Below are 20,932 nucleotides of genomic sequence, written 5' to 3'. Positions count from 1 at the left end.
TAATATCTATATTGTGGCTCTTTTCAAAATTTATAAAAAAGTGGCGGGTGAGATTGTGGAAACATTCCGGAAATTGAAAGCATTTTATTGGCCCTACAAAAGGTACTTCATCTGGTCAGTCCTAACACTCATTATCTTAACGGGCATGACTGTCATCTATCCGATGGTGCTTCAATATACGATAGATGATGTCATTTTGAAAGGAAAGTACGAAAATGTCCCTAAGCTTGCCTTGGCCTTCGTTGTCCTGATGGCAGCCAAAGGCGGATTCACCTTTATTAATCAGTATCTTGGCGATCTATTCGGTGTCAGTGCGGTCTACCGGCTGAGGAAAGCATTGTATGAAAAACTGCAGTTCTTGCCTTTTGGTTATTACGATAATGCCAAAACCGGTGATCTTATGTCCCGGCTCACTGCAGATGTTGAAGGATTTCGTTTCTTCCTCTCTTTCGGCTTTGCACAGTTGATCAATTTTGTCTTTCTCATTGGTTTCAGCTTGATGGTGATGTTCTATTACTCCGTCCCGCTTGCTTTTGTTACCTTAGGCGTACTCCCATTTTTGGGAGTTGTGGTCTATCGGTTTGATAAAGCGGTTCATCCTGCGTTTCAAGCCATACGTAAGTCAATGGGAAACTTGAACACCAAGGTCCAGGAAAATGTCAGCGGGATGCAGACGGTAAAGTCACTATCCCGAGAAGATTTCGAGATTGGTAAGTTTATGGCTACCAACAACAATTATAAAGATAAACAAATCTTTACCGCTGGCATCTGGGCAAAATACTTTCCTCTCATGGAATTGATCGGCAATCTTTGTGTCGTCTTTCTTTTATCGTATGGCGGCTATCTTGTCATTCAAGGAAAGCTCATGCCTGGAGAGCTTGTCGCCTTTTTCAGTTTAGTCTGGTACATTATCGGACCTATTATGGGGCTTGGATTTATCATTAATACCTTCTCACAATCAAAAGCTTCCGGTGAACGGTTAGTAGAGCTCCTGGATGAACCTGGCGAGCTCAACCATCAATCGGAAGCTATCGAAAACATTGAAGGGGATATCGAATTTAAAGGGGTTACGCACCGATACGGAGCAGAAGAAAATCCTCCTCTTGAAGACATTTCATTTCATGCGAAGAAGGGCCAGATTATTGGGTTGATGGGAGCGACTGGTTCCGGTAAGACGACACTCACCCAGCTAATCTCCAAATTTTACGACCCTCAGCATGGCGAGATTCTGATTGACGGTAAATCAATATCAACATATGATCCCAATAAACTCCGGCAGCATATTGGCGTTGTGTTTCAAGAATCGTTTTTATTCTCCTCAACCATCAAAGATAACATAGCCTATGGTAACCCGGATGCGGACATGGACAACATTATCGCAGCAGCAATAATGGCACAGGCACATGATTTTATTATGGAGCTTCCTCAGCGGTATGAAACTCAGCTTGGAGAAAGAGGACTTGGTCTTTCCGGTGGCCAAAAGCAGCGGATTTCCATCGCGCGAGCGCTTCTCATCAATCCGAGCATCCTCCTTTTAGATGATGCGACGAGCGCTGTGGATATGGAAACGGAATTTAAGATTCAACAGGCCTTCCAGGAAGTCATGAAAGGCCGAACGACTTTTATTATCGCCCATCGCATTTCTTCCCTGAAACATGCGGATGAGATTTTAGTGCTTGAGAACGGCAGGATTGCCGCAAGAGGAACTCATGAACAGTTAATCCAGCAAGAAGGGCTATATAAACGTACGTACGAATTTCAATATAAGGATAGAGAAGCACTCGAAGCCAAACGAGTGTCAGCGGGGTATTGAACATGGTGAAACGAAAAAAAGAACGGTTCTTTTATTCCAGCGAACCGCCCATTGACAAGCCGTTTAACTGGGGGCTCATGCTCCGGCTCTTCGAGTATATGAGGCCTTACAAAAAATCGCTGCTGCCAAAAGCGGTGACGGCCATGCTGCTTACGACAGGGATCCGGCTCGTCGTGCCTATTTTTATCGGAGTTCTGACTTTTGACCATGCGATCAAAAATAAAAACACACCATTGCTGATTGAACTGATCGCGGCCATTGGCACCATGTATATCGTTTCATGGGTCGCCAACACGTATCGAATCAGGTGGATGAATGAACTGGGGCAGCTCGTTATCTGTGACATCCGACAGCATTTGTTTAAGCATATCCAGCGGCTGTCCCACCGTTTCTTTGATCAGCGTTCGGCAGGCTCTATACTTGTGCGGGTGATTAATGATGTTAACTCGCTTCAGGACCTGTTTACGAACGGGGTCATCAATGTCCTAATGGATTTAATTTTGCTAATTGGAATCATTGTACTTATGTTTGTCTACAGTCCGCCGCTTGCATTGGCTATCATGGTGGTTGTCCCGCTCATGTTTATCATCTCAACGAGTATCCGCCGCCGAATCCGCCGTTCCTGGCAGGTGGTCCGTGCCCGGCAGGCCAAGATTAACTCTCATCTGAACGAAAGCATTCAAGGCATCAGGGTGACTCAGTCGTACACTCAAGAACAGGAGAATATGAACTTCTTTGAAGGGATAAACAACGACAACCTTTTGAGCTGGAAACAGGCGACAAGGCTAAACGCCATGTTCCGTCCCTTTGTTGATGTATCGAACGCCATTGGGACCGTCATTCTGATTTGGTATGGGTCGCATTTAATTCAGCAAGGCTCTCTTGAGATGGGGGTGTTCGTATCTTTTGCCTTCTATCTCGGTATGTTCTGGGAGCCGATCTCAAGGATTGGCCAAGTGTACAATCAGCTCCTTGTCGGTATGGCGTCCTCAGAACGGATTTTTGAATTCTTAGATGAAAGGCCAAATGTTGCGGAGATTACGAATCCTGTGGAACTGGAAGATGTGAGAGGAAAGGTCACGTTTAAGGAGGTGGAGTTTTCTTACGATGGAAAACGAAAAGCGCTAAACGGCATCGATTTGATCATTAAAGCGGGAGAAACCGTTGCTTTAGTCGGGCATACCGGTTCAGGAAAATCTACCATTGCCAATCTAATCTGCCGCTTTTATGATGCGACCGCGGGCACCATTGAAATTGACGATATTAATATTAAAGACATGAAGCTTGATAGTCTTCGCCAAAAAGTGAGTATTGTTCTACAAGATACTTTCATCTTCTCAGGAACCATTATGGAAAATATTCGGTTTGGCCGGCCTGACGCAACGGATGAGGAAGTAGAAAAAACAGCTGAAGCGGTAGGAGCTCACTTATTTATCAACAAGCTGAAGAATGGCTACCAGACGGAAGTAGAAGAGCGGGGAAATGTCCTGTCTGTAGGTGAGCGGCAGCTCTTGTCTTTTGCACGAGCCCTGCTTGCGGATCCACGCATCCTTATTCTAGATGAGGCGACCGCGAGTATCGATACTGAAACCGAAGTCAACATTCAAAAAGCACTGAAGACCCTTCTTGCAGGGAGGACGGCCATCATCGTTGCGCACCGCCTTTCCACCATACGGGAGGCCGATAACATCATCGTGCTCGATCACGGAAACATTATTGAACAAGGAAGCCACGAGGAGCTGATGGAGCTCGAGATGGAATATTACCGGCTGGTCCTCTCACAGTTTAAAAGGCTTGAAGTTGGGTAAGTATATGACTCTATAACGATTAGAGAAAGGCTTTTCATTTTTGAGAAATGTGGATAGGCTTTTTTGAAGTTGGATAATTTTTATTTGAAGAGTGCAGGTTATTCTCTTTTTTTATAGTGTTAGTCTTTTTTACGCTACTGAGTAAAACACTAGAAAACCTTACTATTAAATGGATAAGTTGAAAAATAACTATGTTACACTAGATTTAAAATTAATTAGCAAAAGGATAAGCGCTCCTTTTTTATTCTAACTTATAAGAAAAGAGGTTGATCAATGATTGCATTATACAAAGTGGATAAGGTGCTTGAGGAATTCATTACGCACATATTAAAGGAGAGTGGTATTCAATCATCCTCATTCCACTCAAGAAAAACGGTCATGGATCATGTAATGAACCCTTTTGTCCTTCTCACCCCATCGATTTATGTAAACGAGGTTCATTCTTTTTCAATTCCCATTGTCCCCCTATCCTTACATTTAAGTGATTTCGAAAAAACGATTAATGTCCATGGGCTTATAAACAAAAATCCGCTGATCATTGTTTCTGATGAAGATAAAAAATGGCTGGATGCTGAAAATACCAATCAAAAAAATAAATTGGAAATTTGGAGCAGGGAGCAAGTTAATCTTGCGAATGCAAAGACCAACACCTCATTCCTTGTTCCTTCTTGGGAAAGTCATCTGCCCATTGCCCAACAAACAAAAGAGAACCTATATTATGTTCAACCATCAATGGATACCGTATTTTCCTCTATAAGACAGGCAATAAATCTCTTGGGTGTCACCAGAGAGATGTTCAAAGAAAAATACCAGGTACAAGCCATCGCCGATTCTGCTCATGATGGATTAATAGCGGTAGACCGCCAAGGGAAAATAACTCTAACCAATGAAAATGCAAAAAAGTATTTAGGACTTGAAGGTGAAGTCGTTGGAAAGTACATAACGGAATTTATTCCGCACTCGGATATGCTTAGAGTGCTTCAGACTGGAAGGAAAGAAATAGGGGATGTTGCTAAGATTCTCGATCGGCAAATTATTATTAATCGTTTTCCAGTCATTCTTAACCATACTGTGGTAGGAGCTGTATCTAATTTTAAGGAAATCACTGACCTGCAAAGGCTGGAAATGAAACTAAGGAAAAAGTTGCATGATAACGGATTAGAAGCTAAATATAGACTCGAGGATATTATTGGAGAGGAAAAAGAGATCCGTGAGGCCAAAGAACAAGCAAAGATCTTTTCGAAAACGGATGCAACGGTTCTAATTACAGGAGAGTCTGGAACAGGTAAGGAATTATTTGCTCAAGGGATCCATCTGGAAAGCAGCCGTGCTATTGGTCCTTTTGTTGCTGTTAATTGTGCAGCCTTTCCTGAAAGTCTCCTGGAGAGTGAATTGTTTGGCTATGAAGAAGGAAGTTTTTCAGGTGCAAGAAAAGGCGGTAAACAAGGACTCTTCGAATTAGCACATGGAGGGACCCTGTTTTTGGATGAAATTGGCGAAATGCCCTTGCAGATACAGGCGCACCTTTTGCGTGTTCTTCAGGAAAGGTCTGTACGCAGAATTGGCGGACAACGAACGATCCCTGTTAATGTTCGAATTATTGCAGCCACAAATTCAAATATTGAAGAAGGAATTACCAAGAAGGAATTTAGGACAGATTTATATTATAGGTTAAATGTACTTTCTCTTGAATTGCCAGCTTTACGAAATAGACTGGGGGATATCCCTTTACTTACCGGACATTTTATTGAGCAATTCAACGAAATGCATCGCAAGCAAATAGTAAAAGTTGAAGAAGATTTTATTTCTGTTTTGCAGCATTACCACTGGCCGGGTAACATCCGTGAATTAAGAAATGTCTTGGAGCGAATTGTTTTACTGCAAAAAGGAACAGAAATTTTGGCTGAAGATGCTTCCTTTTTTTACCCTAAGCTTAGGAAGAACAACACAAGAACAATAGAGAGCAGTGCAATCACAATAAAAGAGAGTGAAAAAGAGTTAATTCAAGGAGCACTTCAAAAATATGAGAGCAAAGCAGAGGCAGCAAATGCTCTTGGGATTGACCGGTCAACTCTTTGGAGGAAAATGAAAGAATACCGATTATGATGTTTTATTTTGAAACGTTTGTTGTAAAACGCGACAAAAATTCTCTTCGCGTACTATTTTTTTACGTGGTAAGTTCAGAAAATTTAAAATTAACAGAATTGGCACGAAACTTGCAAAGTAATTATCGTTAACAGAACAAAATGAGGTGATAACTTGAAGCATTTTTCGATTGCCGCCATACCTGGAGATGGAATTGGGCCTGAAGTGATGGCAGAAGGGTTAAAAACATTAAAAAGGATTGAGGAACTTCACGGAGGGATTCATTTTTCTATCGACTCCTTTGATTGGAATTGTGATTACTATTTAAAACATGGAAAGATGATGCCTGAAAATGGTTTGGAAATTTTGCGGGATTACGATGTCATACTGCTTGGAGCGATAGGAGCCCCATCTGTACCTGACCACATATCCGTTTGGGAGCTGATCTTGCCTATTCGGAGGACTTTTCAGCAATATATTAATTTACGTCCAATTAAACTTCTAAGAGGATTGGACAGCCCTCTTCGTTATAAAGCGCATGATGATTTGGATTTTGTAGTAGTCCGTGAAAATACGGAGGGAGAATACTCCAACATGGGAGGGCGGATACACGAGAATACACCCTTTGAACTTGCTGTACAAAACAATGTGTTTACTAGATATGGAACCGAACGAGTGATCAAATATGCCTACTCCTTGGCTGAAAAAAGAACCAAAAAACGGCTGACCGCAGCTACTAAATCGAACGGTATTAATCACTCAATGCCTTTCTGGGATGAAATCGTAAAGGAAGTCAGCCGGAATCATCCATCTATACGAACTGATATTTATCATATTGATGCACTGGCGGCCTATTTTATTACACGGCCTGAAGAACTTGATGTTGTTGTAGGAAGTAACCTTTTTGGTGATATCTTAACTGATCTTGGGGCAGCTATTGTAGGTGGCCTTGGACTAGCCCCTTCAGGAAATATTAACCCTGAAAAAACGTACCCTTCAATGTTTGAACCGATTCATGGTTCTGCGCCCGACATCGCCGGAAAGGGAATAGCCAATCCCATTGCTCAGATCTGGAGTATCAGCTTAATGATGGAGCATCTTGGTTTTTCTGAAGTTGCGGACTTAATTGTAGACTCGATCGAAGAGGTACTCCTTGGAGGAAAGGTATCAACACCAGATCTTGGCGGGAAAAACACGACGAGTGAATTTGGAAGTGCCATTCATGAACAAATGACGTTTAAGAGTATGAATTTTAATTAAGGAGATGGATGAAGGATGACCGAGACACAAACTTCATTATTGAATGATAAAAAACTCTATTTGTACATTGATGGAAAACACGTTCAAACCGAACAAACTATTCCTGTTTATCATAAGTACACAGGGGAGGTGATTGCAAACATCGCTAAAGCAAGTAAGCATCATGTGGATCAGGCAGTGTCTGCGGCTGAAAAAAACTTTAAGACCGACAAATTAACAGCCTTCCAGCGATCTACTATTCTTTCAAAAGCAGCTGATTTAATGGAGGAGAGACGCAGGGATTTTGAACTCTCATTAGTAAAAGAAGTGGGTAAGACCCAAAAAGATGCGGCGGGAGAACTTGATCGAACGATTAACACGATCCGTTTGTCCTCAGAAGAAGCCAAAAGAATCGCCGGAGAAATGATTCCGCTGCAGGCGACGGAAGGGGCAGATAACCGGTTAGGCTTTACCATTCGTGTCCCAAAAGGGGTTATTGGAGTTATTACTCCATTCAATTACCCTTTGCTGTTAGGGGTTCATAAAATTGCTCCCGCTCTTGCTGCTGGAAATACCATTGTAATTAAGCCTGCTACCACTACCCCGCTGGCGACTTTTCAGCTAGTGGATCTTTTGGAGAAGGCAGGTCTTCCGAAAGGCTATGTAAACATCGTCACCGGTGCAGGCAGTGAGGTTGGTGAATGGCTCTTGGAAGATGAGCGCATTGCGATGTATACATTTACTGGTTCAGGTGAAGTCGGAAGGCATATTAAAGAACGAAGCGGTTTAAGGCCAGTAGCTCTTGAGCTGGGCAACAATTCCCCGAACATTGTTCATAGTGATGCAGATTTAGAGTTAGCTGCGAAACTTACGGCGAGCCGCAGTTTTCACAACGCTGGACAAGCATGCATAGCTGTTCAGCGCCTATATGTTCATCAATCTGTCCTGAATGATTTTACAGAGCATTATTTACATTATGTACAACTATTGAAAGTGGGCGATCCAGAAATAGCAGAAACAGACGTTGGTCCGATGATCAGTGAAAAAGAAGCCATTCGTTCAGAGAAATGGGTGAATGAAGCCATTGAACAAGGAGCAAAATCCTTGTTGCCTGTAAAAAGGGAAGGTGCCTTATTATTTCCAACAGTACTCGTCAACACGAAACCTGAGATGAAAGTGGTATGTAAGGAAGTGTTCGCTCCCATTGTTAGTATCATTCCTTATCAGGATATTGAAGAAGCATTCCAATGCGCCAATCAATCAGAGTATGGGTTGCAGGCTGGCATTTTCACCCGTGATTTACAGCTGGCGATGAGAGCGGCTAAAGTTTTGCAATACGGCGGGGTAATCATAAATGATGTATCAACTTATCGTAATGATGTAATGCCATATGGCGGTGTGAAAAACAGCGGGATTGGAAAAGAAGGACCGCATTACGCCATTCAGGAAATGACAGATGAACGTATGGTGGTGATGAATCTATGACTGCAGGATTGCTAGAAGGAAAAACAGCTATCATTACAGGGGCTGGCTCGGGAATGGGGAAAGCTGCAGCTAAGGTGTTTGCAGCCCAAGGAGCAAAGGTCGTGTTAGCAGACTTAAACAGAGACGCTGCTAACCTTACAGCCGAAGAAATAGGACAAGCAGGAGAAGTAATGGTCATTCAGACAGATGTAGGAGATGATGAAAGTGTCCAATACCTGGTCAATGAAGCCGTCGATAAATACAAAAATTTAGACGTCCTGCTAAATTGCGCGGGAGTTCCTCAGTTTTTCACTCCCATTGAAGAAATGAGCATAAGTGAATGGGATAAGATTATGAACGTAAATGCGAAATCGATTTTTTTGACCACACGGCATCTTGTTCCTCATATGAAAAAAATGAGAAAAGGATCGATAATTAATATCGCTTCCATTGCAGGAATACGGGCCAGACCTGGATTAAACGCTTATTGTGCATCAAAAGGGGCGGCGATCATGTTAACCAAGGCACTGGCACTTGAATTAGCTCCTTATAAAATCCGGGTTAACGCCATTAATCCAGGACCAGCTGAAACTCCTATGCTGGGAAAATTCTTACCTGGTGATGAGGAAAAGGTTGAGGAAGACAAAAAGAAAATTTTTCTCGACAGTGTCCCTCTGGGCACTTTGATTCAACCGGAGGATATTGCGGAGGCAGCTTTATATCTAGCTTCTGATCTAGCAAAAGCGGTCACTGGAGAAATTATGAATGTCGATGGCGGCCGGGGAATCTAGTCTAAATTTAAGTATTAAGAAAACAGAATAAGAAGGGGAGGTTTATATGCATCAACCTAATGTATCAATTGAAGAGCGTACAACAAAAAAAGTATTTTGGAGAATCATTCCGTTTATCTTTTTGTTATACATTGTAGCCTTTCTTGACCGAGTAAACCTTGGATATGCCGCATTAGATATGAACAAAGATTTAGCACTGGCAAGCTCTACGTTTGGTTTAATCTCTGGTATTTTCTTCTTTGGATACTTTCTGTTTGAAATTCCCAGCAATATACTCTTGCACAAAGTAGGAGCAAGAAAGTGGATCGCACGGATCATGATCAGCTGGGGATTAGTTGTTATTATGACAGCTTGGGCTCAGAGTGCTGCACACCTCTATGTTTTGCGTTTTCTTTTAGGAGTAGCGGAAGCGGGATTTTTTCCAGGAGTTATTTTATATATTACCTACTGGTTCCGGGCAAAAGAGCAGGCCAGAGCCTTCGCCTTATTTATGACAGCTCTTGCAGCCTCAAATATCATTGGAGCTCCATTATCTACTTGGATCATGGATTCTATTAATTGGGCAGGGATGCCTGGATGGCGCTGGATGTTCGTTTTAGAAGGAATACCTGCAATCATCATTGGAATTGTTACGTTTTTTTACTTAACGGATCGTCCACAAGACGCAAATTGGCTGGAAAAAGAAGAAAAAGAGTGGCTCATACAGGAAATTCAACATGAAAACGGACAGAAAGGGAGCCTGAAACACCATTCAACTCGTGAAGTGCTAACCAACCCTCTGGTTTGGAAACTATCACTCATCTACTTAACGCTGGTTATCGGTCTATACGGCATTGGATTTTGGATGCCGACCATCATAAAATCATTCTCTTCGTTGCTCACTAACACCCAAGTCGGCCTTATTTCAATGGTGCCTTACATTGCTGGAGGAATTTGTATGATTTGGTGGGCCCGACGGTCAGATCGAACAGGTGAGCGAAGATTATTTACGGCTCTACCTCCTTTATTGGGGGCTCTAGGCTTAATTGGGGCAGGGATGACGTCTAATCCTTATCTTTCTATTTTAATGATGTCCATTGCAACCGTTGGAATCTACAGTTTTTTTGGTCCCTTCTGGTCACTCCCTGCTTTATTTTTGACAGAAGCCTCAGCAGCAGTAGGAATAGCACTGATTAACTCGATTGGTAACTTAGGAGGATTTGTCGGACCTTACATGATCGGTTATTTAAAAGATGCTTCTGGAAAGATGGAGGCAGGGCTATTTTTTCTAGGCTTTAGTTTAATAATGACGAGTTTGCTAGTTTTCAGTTTAAAAAAGCAAAACTCAGTTATGAAGGCTGATGAACCGCTGGTAAAAACGAAAACGTTGTAGTTTACAGAGCATAGGGGAAAGGGGATTTTAATGACAAAACCTCTTATTCAAGTTAGCGACCTTAGTTTTGAATATAGTGTGAATAACAATACTTCCATACCGGTATTGAATGGAGTTACTTTTGATATTTTTCCAGGAGAATATGTTGCGATTGTTGGACATAACGGCTCCGGCAAGTCCACCCTATCAAAACACTTGAATGGAATTCTTAAGCCAAGTAATGGCGATGTGTTGGTAAGCGGTTACAATACAAAGGAAACGAATGTAATCCGGGAGATTCGCCAAAAGGTAGGTATGGTATTTCAGCATCCCGATAACCAGATTGTTGCGACAATCGTTGAAGACGATGTCGCCTTTGGTTTAGAGAATATTGAAGTACCCGCATCCGAGATGAAAGAAAGAATTGAATATGCATTGGAAGCAGTAGGGATGAGCGAGTTTCGAAAAAGACCGCCTCATCACCTATCAGGCGGACAAAAACAGCGGGTCGCCATTGCGGGAATCATTGCGATGAAGCCAGATTGTTTAGTGCTTGATGAAGCTACCAGTATGCTGGATACCCATGGAAGAAGAGATATTTTGGAAGTTGTCCGCAAACTGAATAACGACGGAATGACCATAATATCCGTTACCCACCATATGTCGGAAGTAGCAGAGGCCAGCCGGGTGATCGTTATTGAACAAGGCCAGATTGTATTGGACGGCCCGCCCAGAGAAATCTTTCAGCAGTATGAACTGTTGCATCAATTGAAGCTTGATGTTCCTGTTGCCAGTCAATTAGCAAGATTGATTCATGAATACGACGAAGAATTTCAGGCAGACTTAATCCAGAATAACGAGATTGTCCAAGAAGTTGTACGTCTATCAGCCAAAAGAGGGGTGATTGTAGGATGAGTGATCTTCCCATTTTAGAAGTGAAAGATTTACATCATACGTACATGGAAAAGACCCCTCTTGAGTACCAGGCGCTTTCAGGGATTAATTTACAAGTGAAAAAAGGGGAATGCATCGCGATTATTGGTCATACGGGATCCGGCAAATCCACGTTAATTCAGCATTTCAACGGTTTGATGCGTCCTCAGCGCGGAGAAGTATTGGTGGATAGCCAAAATTTATCTGATTCAAAACTTGATGTAAAAGCTTTGAGAAGAAAAGTAGGCCTCGTGTTTCAAAACCCTGAAGACCAGATTTTCGAAAAGCTGATCGGTGATGATATCGCGTATGGCCCTTTAAAAATGGGACTCCCATTAAAAGAAGTGAGGGATCGTGTCAAGTGGGCAATGGAATTGGTCGGCCTTTCTTTTGAGGAACTGAAAGACCGGGTGACCTATGCCCTGAGCGGTGGACAAAAAAGAAAAGTTGCTTTGGCCGGTGTTCTGGCATTACAACCCAAAATTTTGGTATTAGATGAACCTACAGCAGGTCTTGACCCCCATTCGAGACAAGAACTTTTGCACAAAATAGGTCAGTTGAACGAGAAAGACATGACAGTCATTTTTGTTTCTCACAACATGGAGGAAGTGGCCTATTTAGCTCAAAGGATTTATGTGTTGGCAGAAGGGAAGAATCTGGTTGAAGGAACACCCCGAGACATTTTCGGTAATTCGGAAACCCTAGCTAAACACCATATTGGAGCACCTCAAACTGTAGAGATTCTCGCACGTCTAAAAGAACGAGGTTATCCAGTCAATCTTAAAGCATATGAAATGGAGTCTGCCGCACAGGAAATCGTTTCTATCCTTCATAGGAGGTGATAATGTTGGCTGGTTTTGAATTTGAATTAACACGCAATATAACGATTGGCCAGTACTTGCCTACTGGTTCACTTGTTCATCGTATGGATCCCCGCGTAAAGCTTTTAGCCTTCACGATTCTAGTCATTGCAATGGCTGTATGTGACACCTACGGAGGTAATATTATTGCTCTTGCTTTTGCCTGTTGGTTATTTTACATGTCACGTATTCCCATTAACTATGGTTTATCAGGGGTCAAGCCTGCAATCCCATTCATTTTGATATTAGCCGTGCTGCAATTGTTGTTCTATACCAAAGTTGCTTCTGGTGGAAAGGTTTTAGTGGATTATGGATTTATCCTGATAACAAGTGACAGCATAAGGCTAGTCGTCGTTTCTGCCTTTCGTTTTATCGAGATCATCTTTTTAAGCAGTGTACTAACCTTAAGTACTTCTACAACACAAATTACACATGGGATTGAGAGTTTATTAAGACCATTAAAGCATGTAAAGTTTCCGGTTCATGAATTTGCGCTGATTATTACGATAGCAATCCGTTTTGTTCCAACGTTTGCTATGGAAATGGAAAAAATGATGAAGGCCCAAGCATCAAGAGGAGCGGAGTTTGGAACGGGTGCCTGGTGGAGAATTATCCAAAGAACAAAAGATGTATTCCCTATTATTATTCCATTATTCAATGTTGCTATGTCCCGGGCAGAGGATTTAGTGCTCGCAATGGAAGCAAGGTGCTATACACCAGGAAGTGAACGGTCAATTTACACAAAGTATAAGGCTCAAACCAAAGATTATATAGCTATTCTTTTTTGTATTTTATTCGCTGCATTCTTACTAGCATTCCCTTTTCCCTACTAGAGATCACTACCAAACTATCATTTTTTTAAAAATAAGGAGGGTAATCGAATGGAAAGAGGATTAACCACAAGAAAGATTGTCATTGCAGGTGTCTTAGGAGCGGTAGCTATTTTGCTTGGTGTCACTCGGTTAGGTTTTATTCCTGTTCCAACAGCAGCAGGAAATGCAACCATCATGCATGTTCCTGCAATCATTGGAGGAGTTATGCAAGGGCCATTTGTTGGACTGGTTATTGGATTAATCTTCGGTGTTTCATCTTTTTTGGATGCAACGATACCACTATTCAAGGATCCACTAGTGGCCATCCTTCCTCGATTGTTTATTGGTGTCACTGCTTACTTCTCTTATATTTCACTTCGGAGAGTCAACGAATATGCCGCTATTGGAGTGGCTGGCTTTATCGGAGCTTTTACCAATACGCTCCTCGTTTTAATCATGGCGGTGGTTAGAGGCTATATTGCACCGGGTGTTGCGGTTACAATTGCGGTTACTAATGGCATACCGGAAGCTATAGTCTCCGTTATCATTACCCTGGCAGTAGTTGTAGCTTGGAAAAAACTGGATCATAGCGGGAACAGAAAATCCAAGATTTCTGGAGATATGTAGTGAAATGTTTTCAAAATATTACGGATGTCCCTGGCATTAAAATCGGCAATGAAGAAGACCGTATAGGTTATACAGGATGTACTGTTTTAATAATGGAAAAAGGCGCCGTTTGTGGTGTGGATGTTCGGGGGGCTGCTCCAGGGACTCGGGAAACGGATCTGCTTCACCCCCTGAATCTCGTTGAGCAAGTGCACGGTATTTGCCTGGCGGGAGGAAGTGCCTATGGTCTGGATGCAGCAAGCGGGGTCATGAAGTTTTTAGAGGATAAAAGGATTGGTTTGGATGTTGGAGTAGGAGTTGTTCCGATTGTTCCCTCAGCAGTCCTTTTTGATTTGCCTGTTGGTGACCCTTCGGCAAGGCCAGATCGGGAAATGGGTTATCAGGCAGCATCCAACGCGGAAAGGGGACATTTTCCACTTGGTAATTCAGGAGCAGGATACGGGGCCACGGTTGGTAAAGTAGCTGGCCATCATCGAGCAATGAAGGGAGGTCTCGGTTCGGCGTCTTTAATTTTGCCCAGTGGTTTAATTGTGGGCGCTATTGTTGCCGTTAATGCCATAGGGGAGATTCGAAATCCTGAAACTGGAGAAGTCATTGCGGGTGCAAGAGATGACCAAGGGAATATAAGAAGCAGCTTAGAATGGATGATTGAGCAACCTGAAATTCCATTGACTGCTGGCACGAATACAACGATCGGAGTTGTCGCGTGCAATGCTAAGTTAACGAAGTCACAAGCTTCGAAAGTAGCCTCCATGGCTCATGACGGATTAGCGAGAACGATTTATCCTGTGCATACGATGTATGATGGGGACACCATATTTTCTTTGGCTGCTGGAGATATGAGTGCTTCTGTTGATCTGATTGGAACCATTGCTGCAGACGTTTTAGCACAGGCAGTCATCCAGGCCATTATGAAGGCTGAAGGGATTAAGAACTTACCATCAAGTAAAGATGTCAAAAAATCACTTTGGAAAGGAAGGGAGCAATGACAACTGCTATAGAATCTATTCTCCAATATGTTGATGAAAAAGAAGTAGTCGAACTGACAAGAAGCCTTATCCGTATTAAAAGTGTTTATCGCCCAAATCTTGAAGACGGAAACGAAGAAAAGTTAGCCCGTTTCATCGTTGATTATCTTAAGGACATTGGATTAGAAGTTTACTATGAAGAAGTAGTGCCTGGACGCCCGAATGTTATAGCAATCTATGACTCTGGTATTTCCGGAAAAACCCTTCTGTTTGAAGGGCATACAGATGTGGTAACTGAAGGAGACCTGGACTCCTGGACGTATGACCCCTTTGGGGGAGAAATCAGTAACGGTAAAATTTATGGAAGAGGTTCTTGTGATACAAAAGGGAATTTAGCGGCTGCGATTTCTGCTGTACATTCTATGAAAAAATCAGGCGCAGCATTCAAAGGTAAAATTATACTTTGTATCCCATGTGACGAAGAAGGCATGATGATGGGTATTAAACATTTTATAAAGAATGGCTGGGCGAATGATGTGGATGGAGCCATTATTTGTGAACCAGAGGAGAATCAGATATGCATTACCCAAAAAGGTGCGATGAGAATCGTTTTGAACACATATGGAAAAATGGCTCATGGCGCTATGCCGCTCACAGGAATAAATCCTGTTACAAGAATGGCTAAATTAATCGTAGAATTGGATAAACTGGAACAAACAGAAAAAGAAAGACTGGGAGAACATCCTTATCTCGGATGGCCAAGTATCACGCCTACAATTCTCCAAGCACCAGTAAAGGGGGAGCCGCAAATCAATGTAGTTCCTGCACAGTGTATGGCCACTCTTGATATTCGGACGGTACCGGGACAGGAGCACGAACAATTAAGAAGCAAAATTGAAGATATTATTGAGCGGCTTAGTGAAGAAGATGATGATTTTAAAGCAACACTCGAACTGATTGAAGACCGTCCTTGGACTGAGACGCCAAAAGATCATGAAGTTGTACAAGCGATGGCACAGGCATATACCCAAGTTACGGGCAAGGATCCTGTTTATAACGGTGTACCAGGTGCAACAGATGGTACTTTTCTTCATCTTGCAGGGGTGCCAATCGTTACAACAGGAGCAGGTGATCGGTATATCCCGCACCATGCCGATGAATATGTTGATATTAAAGAACTTGTTGAAACTGTGAAACTTTACACTCTTTCCGCACATAATTTTTTGAAATAGCTCTAACAAATCATTAAAGGCAGTTCCTGTTATAACAGGAACTGCCTTTTGAGGTTTGATGAAATCGGGGTTTAAGTGTGGGTTGAATCTTTCAATGTTACTGCAGCTAACTTCTTATGATGGAAAACGTACGAACCTGCAATCAAGATAAATCCAACAAAAAAGATTACCCATGAACTGAAGGGATCTCCAACAGCGATCGTAGAATACATCGCACCGGCCAGATCGAAGAAAAAACCGGCATAGGCCCACTCTTTTAATCTTGGAACGCCTGGCACCAGAATGGCGATAACACCCAACAATTTGGCAATTCCGAGAAAAGGCAAAAGATAGTCAGGATAGCCCAAATGATTAAATAAATCCACAGCAGCAGAAACAGAGAGAATATCAGGAATGGAACCTGCGAGCATTAAGGCTGCTAACAATGCTGTGAAGACCCAATACCAGACACGAATTCGCTTCATCATCTCATTCCCCTCAAAATAATTTTGCATTGAATTTTTGTTTCACCATCATCCATATACAAAGGGAATGAGGAGTAGAATGAGACTTTTTATTCAATTTAATATAAGAACATTGAGTCTAGTAATGGTTTAAAAGTAAATGACGAAAATAAAGGATGAGGTAAAGGATATCCTGCATTTTGACTTTTAAGAATACTTCTTTTTTACAAGCCGAACTTAGGCAAACGTTTCCATGGTCTTCTTGTTTTTGCTGGATTCAACCATTTCTATAAGCCCTGTTACCTCAAATAATCGGCGGACGCGATTCGTCATACCTCTTAGCATTAACGTACTGTTGTTCCTTTTCGTTGATCTAAGCACGCCAGCGAAAACTCCTAACCCAACACTATCTATGAAATCAATCTTTTCAACATCAATAATTATGTCTTGTTTAGTTTTTTCTGATAATGGGACAAGTATTTTTTTCAACTTGGGTGCCGTGTAGCTCTGAACTTCTCCTACTAATTCCAAATAATGAGTGCCGTTCAATTTTTCATGTGTAATTTTAAGATCCATAACATTCCCCATTGACATACTCATAAGGCAAAACTCCAGGAGAAAGACTTTACCGTAATTGCAGGGCCACCTGTTTTTGCTATGGCTCGTTGATGATCCGATAACTCAGTAAGAATTTGTTCGTTGGTTAATGTCATCGTTTCCTCCTTCAACGTTGTCTAATATCTTCATTAAAAGTTTAATCGGTTACTGTCAGAGTCGCGAATATCGTCCAACCTACTGCGTATTTTTGAGTGATGCAATGAAACACATGGTTTAGATACCGTTTGCGTAAAGGACAATAGGCATTCATGAAGTTCTTTCAGTTAATAGTTTAATACGTAAATATAAAAGATTAGTGTGTAGATTATAAAGAATTATTAAATAAACATTAAACCTGATCGCTTAGTTTTGTTTTGGCAAACGCTCATTTCCCTGAAATCATCTAGGGGCAACCATTAGCTTGTAAAAGAAATAGAAGAGGTTCGAAAGTTAGGTAATGGTCTAGAAAAAAGCTTTTTATCTTTGGCTGTTTTCGTAACCTTTGTTGCTCTTAGGAGTGGTTGATTTCCGTTTCAGGATGCTCGCTTTCCGCGGGGTCGTGCGGTGAGCCTTACCGGCGCCAGCGCCTACTTTCTCGGCGCACGCGCCTGTGGGTCTCACCTGTCCCGCTTTTCCCGCAGGAGTCTCGCACCTTACACTCCAATCAACTTGTCAATGATGGCTGTTTACTAAAATGACCCAAAAGCAACAATCTTTTAGAAAAGAGCTTTATCTTTTTAAAGGTAGGCATTCACCCTTATTCATGGTGAACATATGTTAGCAGAAAAGGGAAAGGGTGATTGTATGGGTGGAAAAGTGCTTCATTATTATGCAGGTGGAAATACAGCTAAAGGATATATTAGTCTTTATGACTCCGCATTAAGGGGTTTGAATCGTGTGTTTTTGCTTCAAGGGGGATTACGATCAGATAAATCTGCATTCATAAATACAATAGGTGAAACATTAAGAGCAGAAGGACATACTATTGAATATTTGCATTGTGCATCTAATAATGAATGGACAGAAGGGTTAATTGTTCCTGATGCCGGTGTTGGAATTATTGACGATGCAGTGCCTGATATTCGCAAACAGGCAGCAAGCGAAAATTTGCAAATAACCATTCTTGAAAGTGAAAGGACCACTAAATATCTTTCTGAACATAATGATGAAATCCATCAGCTTAATATGGAGATTTCCGCAAAATTTCAAAAAGCATATACAACATTTGCAGAATCACTTAAAGCACATGATGACATTGAAGATATCTATATCGCTAACATGAGTTTTGCTAAAGCCAATGAATTGACGAATGAGCTGATTGACCTTTTCTATGGAGAGGAGACAGCTGGAAAAACTTCAAATGTAAAACATCGGTTCTTAGGTGCAGCAACTCCAAATGGCGCAGTTGACTATATTCAAAATCTAACAGAAGATATTTGCAAACGTTATTTTATTAAAGGCAGAGCGGGATCAGGGAAATCAACTATGCTGAAGCAGATTGCAGCTGCTGGAGAAGAAAAAGGATACGACGTTGAGGTTTACCACTGCGGATTTGATCCAAACAGTTTAGACATGGTCATCCTTCGTGAAAAAGGCATCGCAATATTTGATAGCACAGCACCTCATGAATATGACCCTGAACGAGGAACAGATGAAATCATTGATATGTACGAAACTTGTATTACACCTGGTACGGATGAAAAGTTCGCTGCAGAAATCGAAAGAACAACCAAAGCTTATAAAGAGAAAATGAAGGAAGCGATCTCTTATTTGGCGGAAGCAAGGAACATGATGGTTCACCTTGAGGATCTTAAATGTATAAGAAACACTGCTACATCTGTTAGTCTTTATGGCTTTGTAGAAGAAGAAATAAAACTGAGCTTGAAACAAAATAAGTAAAACAATTCAAGTAGAGCTAACGAACATTAGCTCTATTTTTCATACTGTTAGTTTATAGAACCAAATGGGTGTATTCAGTTTATGCTGATTATCAGATGAAATATGGACAAGGGTCACATCAGCGTTACAAATAACAGCGCAGCAAAAGGAAGATCGGGAAAAGCAGAAAGGGTATCTCCTTAACCTTGTCGAAGCAATACGCATGGAAGAAAGCATTGTTAAGAAGGGGGTAGCTATTATGGTTTCAGTTCTGCAAATGCCAAGAACTATACTCTACGGACAACATTCTTTTAAGAAAGTGGGGGAAGAAACGTCTAAACTCGGAAACAAAGCACTCATCATCAGCGACCGAATGATGGAAAAGCTGATGTACGTTGAAGAATGCCAACATTATTTAACAGAATCAGGAATATCCTCAGTCATGTATTTAGACATCAATTCTGAGCCGACAGATACGTTTGTTTATGAAGCTCTGGAAAAGCTTAAAGCGGAGTGCTGCAACGTTATTATTGGCTTAGGTGGAGGAAGTTGTATTGATACAGCAAAAGCGGTTGCCGTTCTTGGTACAAATGGAGGATCCATCAGCGATTATATGAATAGCCGAAAGATTGCACAGAAGTCAGCCGTTCCATTAATTGCTATTCCTACCACAGCTGGGACCGGATCTGAAGCAACTGATGTAACAATCATAACCGATACCGTACATGATATTAAAATGATGATTAAGCAGCCCGCATTTATGCCGGCAGCAGCGATTGTAGATCCGGTCCTAACCATTTCTTCACCTAAAAGTATAACTGCAGCAACCGGAATTGATGCCCTTACTCACGCGATTGAAGCATATCTTTCAAGACGTGCCCATCCTTTTACCGATTCATTAGCGTTTTCTGCCATTGGGCACATTATGGAAAGTATACGAGATGCCTATCATGATCCTCAAAATATAGAAGCAAAGAAAAAAATGTCACTTGCTGCCCTCCAGGCAGGAATGGCATTTTCCAATGCATCGGTCTGCTTAGTTCATGGAATGTCCCGACCGATCGGTGCACTGTTCCATGTGCCTCATGGCATTTCGAATGCAATGCTTTTTCCTGCTGTTCTGGAGTATAGTCTTGAAGCTTGCTATGAGAGGCTCGCAGACATCGGGAATTTAATTTTTAAAGAAACGAAAGGGCTTACAAAAAGGGAAACTGCGCAAAAACTGGTGGAAGAAATGAAAGCCCTTTGCCTCGAGCTTGATATTCCTAGTTTGAAAGGATGGGGAATTAAGGAGGAGCAATTTTTGAAAAGTCTAGAAAAGATGGCCAGAGACGCCTTGGCTAGCGGAAGTCCCGGCAATAATCCGAGGGTGCCGGATGAGATCGAATTAATGGAACTGTACAAATTATGTTATGATTACCAGTTCACCAATTCTCAAACGATTAAATCGTAGAAACGGGGAAACCACATAGAGTATGTTTGGACTGTTTCAGGCACTTTCTTAAATTATCTATATAAAAGAAACGTCATAAGTCCAAAACTGGACTCATGACGCTTTTCCTTAATACCAGATCGTTTTTGCCACCTTATAAGCATCACTGTTCGGTATGGCATATTTGCCCTGTGCCTGCGATTTTCTTGGGGCATAATCGGATACCATTCCTGTATAGCAGGAAGTTTGTCCTTTATTCACTGAACCGTTTCCTCCTGAGCTGTCACACGTTAGGGCTTTGCCGTCCGTATTGCGCACAATTCTCGCATCTGCCTCATAATTTGACGTCGCTTTTTTGGTGATCTTTACTTTTGCCCAGGCGATTTTACATGAAGTGCTGTATTTCAACTCTACATAGGAGACGGAATCAATCCATTTCTTGTCTTTTGTTACTGCGCTGTCATCACAATTATTGTAGTAAGGACTCTTACCGTCATACGAATGGTTTTCTGCATAGACAGGCTGATCAATCGTTCCGAAAGACGTGATGATCGCTGCTAAGATCATAGCTATGGAAATAACAAATCCTTTTAACTTTT

17 protein-coding genes and 1 pseudogene are annotated in these 20,932 nt (G+C 41.8%); 15 read left to right on the top strand and 3 right to left on the bottom strand.

All coding sequences use genetic code 11. The annotated features are described in order from the left end of the window. Positions 1-55 precede the first annotated feature (55 nt). From M1K46_RS20130 to M1K46_RS20070, 13 genes are all read left to right on the top strand, one after another. Positions 56-1,813 carry an ABC transporter ATP-binding protein gene (locus M1K46_RS20130; protein WP_256227450.1) on the top strand — a complete coding sequence of 586 codons (1,758 nt, stop codon included), beginning with the start codon at positions 56-58 and terminating at the stop codon, positions 1,811-1,813. Between the two features lie 2 nt (positions 1,814-1,815). Continuing rightward, on the top strand, positions 1,816-3,621 hold the full coding sequence (locus tag M1K46_RS20125; RefSeq protein ID WP_256227449.1) for an ABC transporter ATP-binding protein: 1,806 nt from the start codon (positions 1,816-1,818) through the stop codon (positions 3,619-3,621). A 273-nt stretch (positions 3,622-3,894) separates the two neighbouring features. Beyond that, complete coding sequence (locus M1K46_RS20120) at positions 3,895-5,727, top strand: sigma-54 interaction domain-containing protein (protein ID WP_256227448.1); 1,833 nt, start codon at positions 3,895-3,897, stop codon at positions 5,725-5,727. A gap of 153 nt (positions 5,728-5,880) precedes the next feature. Continuing rightward, positions 5,881-6,966, top strand: coding sequence for a tartrate dehydrogenase (locus M1K46_RS20115; protein ID WP_256227447.1), 1,086 nt, complete (start codon positions 5,881-5,883; stop codon positions 6,964-6,966). 15 nt (positions 6,967-6,981) lie between these two features. Further along, the gene (locus tag M1K46_RS20110; RefSeq protein ID WP_256227446.1) at positions 6,982-8,430 is read left to right on the top strand and encodes an aldehyde dehydrogenase family protein; all 1,449 of its coding nucleotides are present in this window, start codon (positions 6,982-6,984) and stop codon (positions 8,428-8,430) included. Beyond that, positions 8,427-9,200 (top strand): SDR family NAD(P)-dependent oxidoreductase, encoded by a 774-nt coding sequence (locus M1K46_RS20105; RefSeq protein ID WP_256227445.1) that lies wholly within the window; start codon positions 8,427-8,429, stop codon positions 9,198-9,200. The genes M1K46_RS20110 and M1K46_RS20105 overlap by 4 nt, the downstream gene beginning before the upstream one ends. A gap of 46 nt (positions 9,201-9,246) precedes the next feature. Then, the gene (locus tag M1K46_RS20100; RefSeq protein ID WP_091009824.1) at positions 9,247-10,572 is read left to right on the top strand and encodes an MFS transporter; all 1,326 of its coding nucleotides are present in this window, start codon (positions 9,247-9,249) and stop codon (positions 10,570-10,572) included. Between the two features lie 30 nt (positions 10,573-10,602). After that, entirely contained in the window at positions 10,603-11,466 is an 864-nt protein-coding gene (locus M1K46_RS20095) for an energy-coupling factor transporter ATPase (RefSeq protein ID WP_256227444.1), read from the top strand. Next, a complete protein-coding gene (locus M1K46_RS20090) occupies positions 11,463-12,326 on the top strand; it encodes an energy-coupling factor transporter ATPase (protein ID WP_256227443.1) in 864 nt (287 codons plus the stop codon). Before M1K46_RS20095 ends, M1K46_RS20090 begins: the two co-directional genes overlap by 4 nt. Before the next feature lie 5 nt (positions 12,327-12,331). Continuing rightward, on the top strand, positions 12,332-13,177 hold the full coding sequence (locus M1K46_RS20085) for an energy-coupling factor transporter transmembrane component T family protein (RefSeq protein WP_256227442.1): 846 nt from the start codon (positions 12,332-12,334) through the stop codon (positions 13,175-13,177). A gap of 48 nt (positions 13,178-13,225) precedes the next feature. Next, positions 13,226-13,783, top strand: a complete 558-nt coding sequence (locus tag M1K46_RS20080) for an ECF transporter S component (protein ID WP_053358239.1) — start codon at positions 13,226-13,228, stop codon at positions 13,781-13,783. Next, positions 13,783-14,772: a P1 family peptidase gene (locus tag M1K46_RS20075; protein WP_256227441.1), complete on the top strand. Its 990-nt coding sequence runs from the start codon at positions 13,783-13,785 to the stop codon at positions 14,770-14,772. Before M1K46_RS20080 ends, M1K46_RS20075 begins: the two co-directional genes overlap by 1 nt. Beyond that, positions 14,769-15,983 carry a M20 family metallopeptidase gene (locus tag M1K46_RS20070; protein WP_256227440.1) on the top strand — a complete coding sequence of 405 codons (1,215 nt, stop codon included), beginning with the start codon at positions 14,769-14,771 and terminating at the stop codon, positions 15,981-15,983. The genes M1K46_RS20075 and M1K46_RS20070 overlap by 4 nt, the downstream gene beginning before the upstream one ends. Positions 15,984-16,054: 71 nt before the next feature. On the opposite strand, the gene M1K46_RS20065 is transcribed toward M1K46_RS20070, so the two are convergent. After that, a complete protein-coding gene (locus tag M1K46_RS20065; protein ID WP_234293187.1) occupies positions 16,055-16,450 on the bottom strand; it encodes a DoxX family protein in 396 nt (131 codons plus the stop codon). Positions 16,451-16,663: 213 nt separating this feature from the next. Further along, positions 16,664-17,026 (bottom strand): STAS domain-containing protein, encoded by a 363-nt coding sequence (locus M1K46_RS20060; protein WP_256227439.1) that lies wholly within the window; start codon positions 17,024-17,026, stop codon positions 16,664-16,666. Between the two features lie 801 nt (positions 17,027-17,827). Here M1K46_RS20060 and M1K46_RS20055 point away from each other — a divergent pair. Beyond that, on the top strand, positions 17,828-18,922 hold the full coding sequence (locus M1K46_RS20055) for a PRK06851 family protein (RefSeq protein WP_375162228.1): 1,095 nt from the start codon (positions 17,828-17,830) through the stop codon (positions 18,920-18,922). Positions 18,923-19,160: 238 nt separating this feature from the next. Next, entirely contained in the window at positions 19,161-20,354 is a 1,194-nt protein-coding gene (locus M1K46_RS20050) for an iron-containing alcohol dehydrogenase (RefSeq protein ID WP_256227437.1), read from the top strand. 108 nt (positions 20,355-20,462) lie between these two features. Here M1K46_RS20050 and M1K46_RS20045 read toward each other — a convergent pair. Continuing rightward, positions 20,463-20,852 (bottom strand): annotated as a pseudogene (locus tag M1K46_RS20045) (DUF2690 domain-containing protein); the annotation flags it as partial. Positions 20,853-20,932: the final 80 nt, after the last annotated feature.

Source organism: Fictibacillus sp. WQ 8-8 (assembly GCF_024494405.1).
GTDB classification, from domain to species: Bacteria; Bacillota; Bacilli; order Bacillales; family Fictibacillaceae; genus Fictibacillus_C; species Fictibacillus_C marinisediminis.
This window is presented reverse-complemented; position numbering and strand designations above follow the sequence as displayed.

Coding starts and splice junctions, on each gene's coding strand:
- M1K46_RS20125 (WP_256227449.1), top strand. CDS start 1,816: ATGGTGAAACGAAAAAAAGAACGGTTCTTTTATTCCAGCGAACCGCCC.
- M1K46_RS20120 (WP_256227448.1), top strand. CDS start 3,895: ATGATTGCATTATACAAAGTGGATAAGGTGCTTGAGGAATTCATTACG.
- M1K46_RS20110 (WP_256227446.1), top strand. CDS start 6,982: ATGACCGAGACACAAACTTCATTATTGAATGATAAAAAACTCTATTTG.
- M1K46_RS20105 (WP_256227445.1), top strand. CDS start 8,427: ATGACTGCAGGATTGCTAGAAGGAAAAACAGCTATCATTACAGGGGCT.
- M1K46_RS20100 (WP_091009824.1), top strand. CDS start 9,247: ATGCATCAACCTAATGTATCAATTGAAGAGCGTACAACAAAAAAAGTA.
- M1K46_RS20095 (WP_256227444.1), top strand. CDS start 10,603: ATGACAAAACCTCTTATTCAAGTTAGCGACCTTAGTTTTGAATATAGT.
- M1K46_RS20090 (WP_256227443.1), top strand. CDS start 11,463: ATGAGTGATCTTCCCATTTTAGAAGTGAAAGATTTACATCATACGTAC.
- M1K46_RS20080 (WP_053358239.1), top strand. CDS start 13,226: ATGGAAAGAGGATTAACCACAAGAAAGATTGTCATTGCAGGTGTCTTA.
- M1K46_RS20070 (WP_256227440.1), top strand. CDS start 14,769: ATGACAACTGCTATAGAATCTATTCTCCAATATGTTGATGAAAAAGAA.
- M1K46_RS20065 (WP_234293187.1), bottom strand. CDS start 16,450: ATGATGAAGCGAATTCGTGTCTGGTATTGGGTCTTCACAGCATTGTTA.
- M1K46_RS20060 (WP_256227439.1), bottom strand. CDS start 17,026: ATGAGTATGTCAATGGGGAATGTTATGGATCTTAAAATTACACATGAA.
- M1K46_RS20055 (WP_375162228.1), top strand. CDS start 17,828: ATGGGTGGAAAAGTGCTTCATTATTATGCAGGTGGAAATACAGCTAAA.
- M1K46_RS20050 (WP_256227437.1), top strand. CDS start 19,161: ATGGTTTCAGTTCTGCAAATGCCAAGAACTATACTCTACGGACAACAT.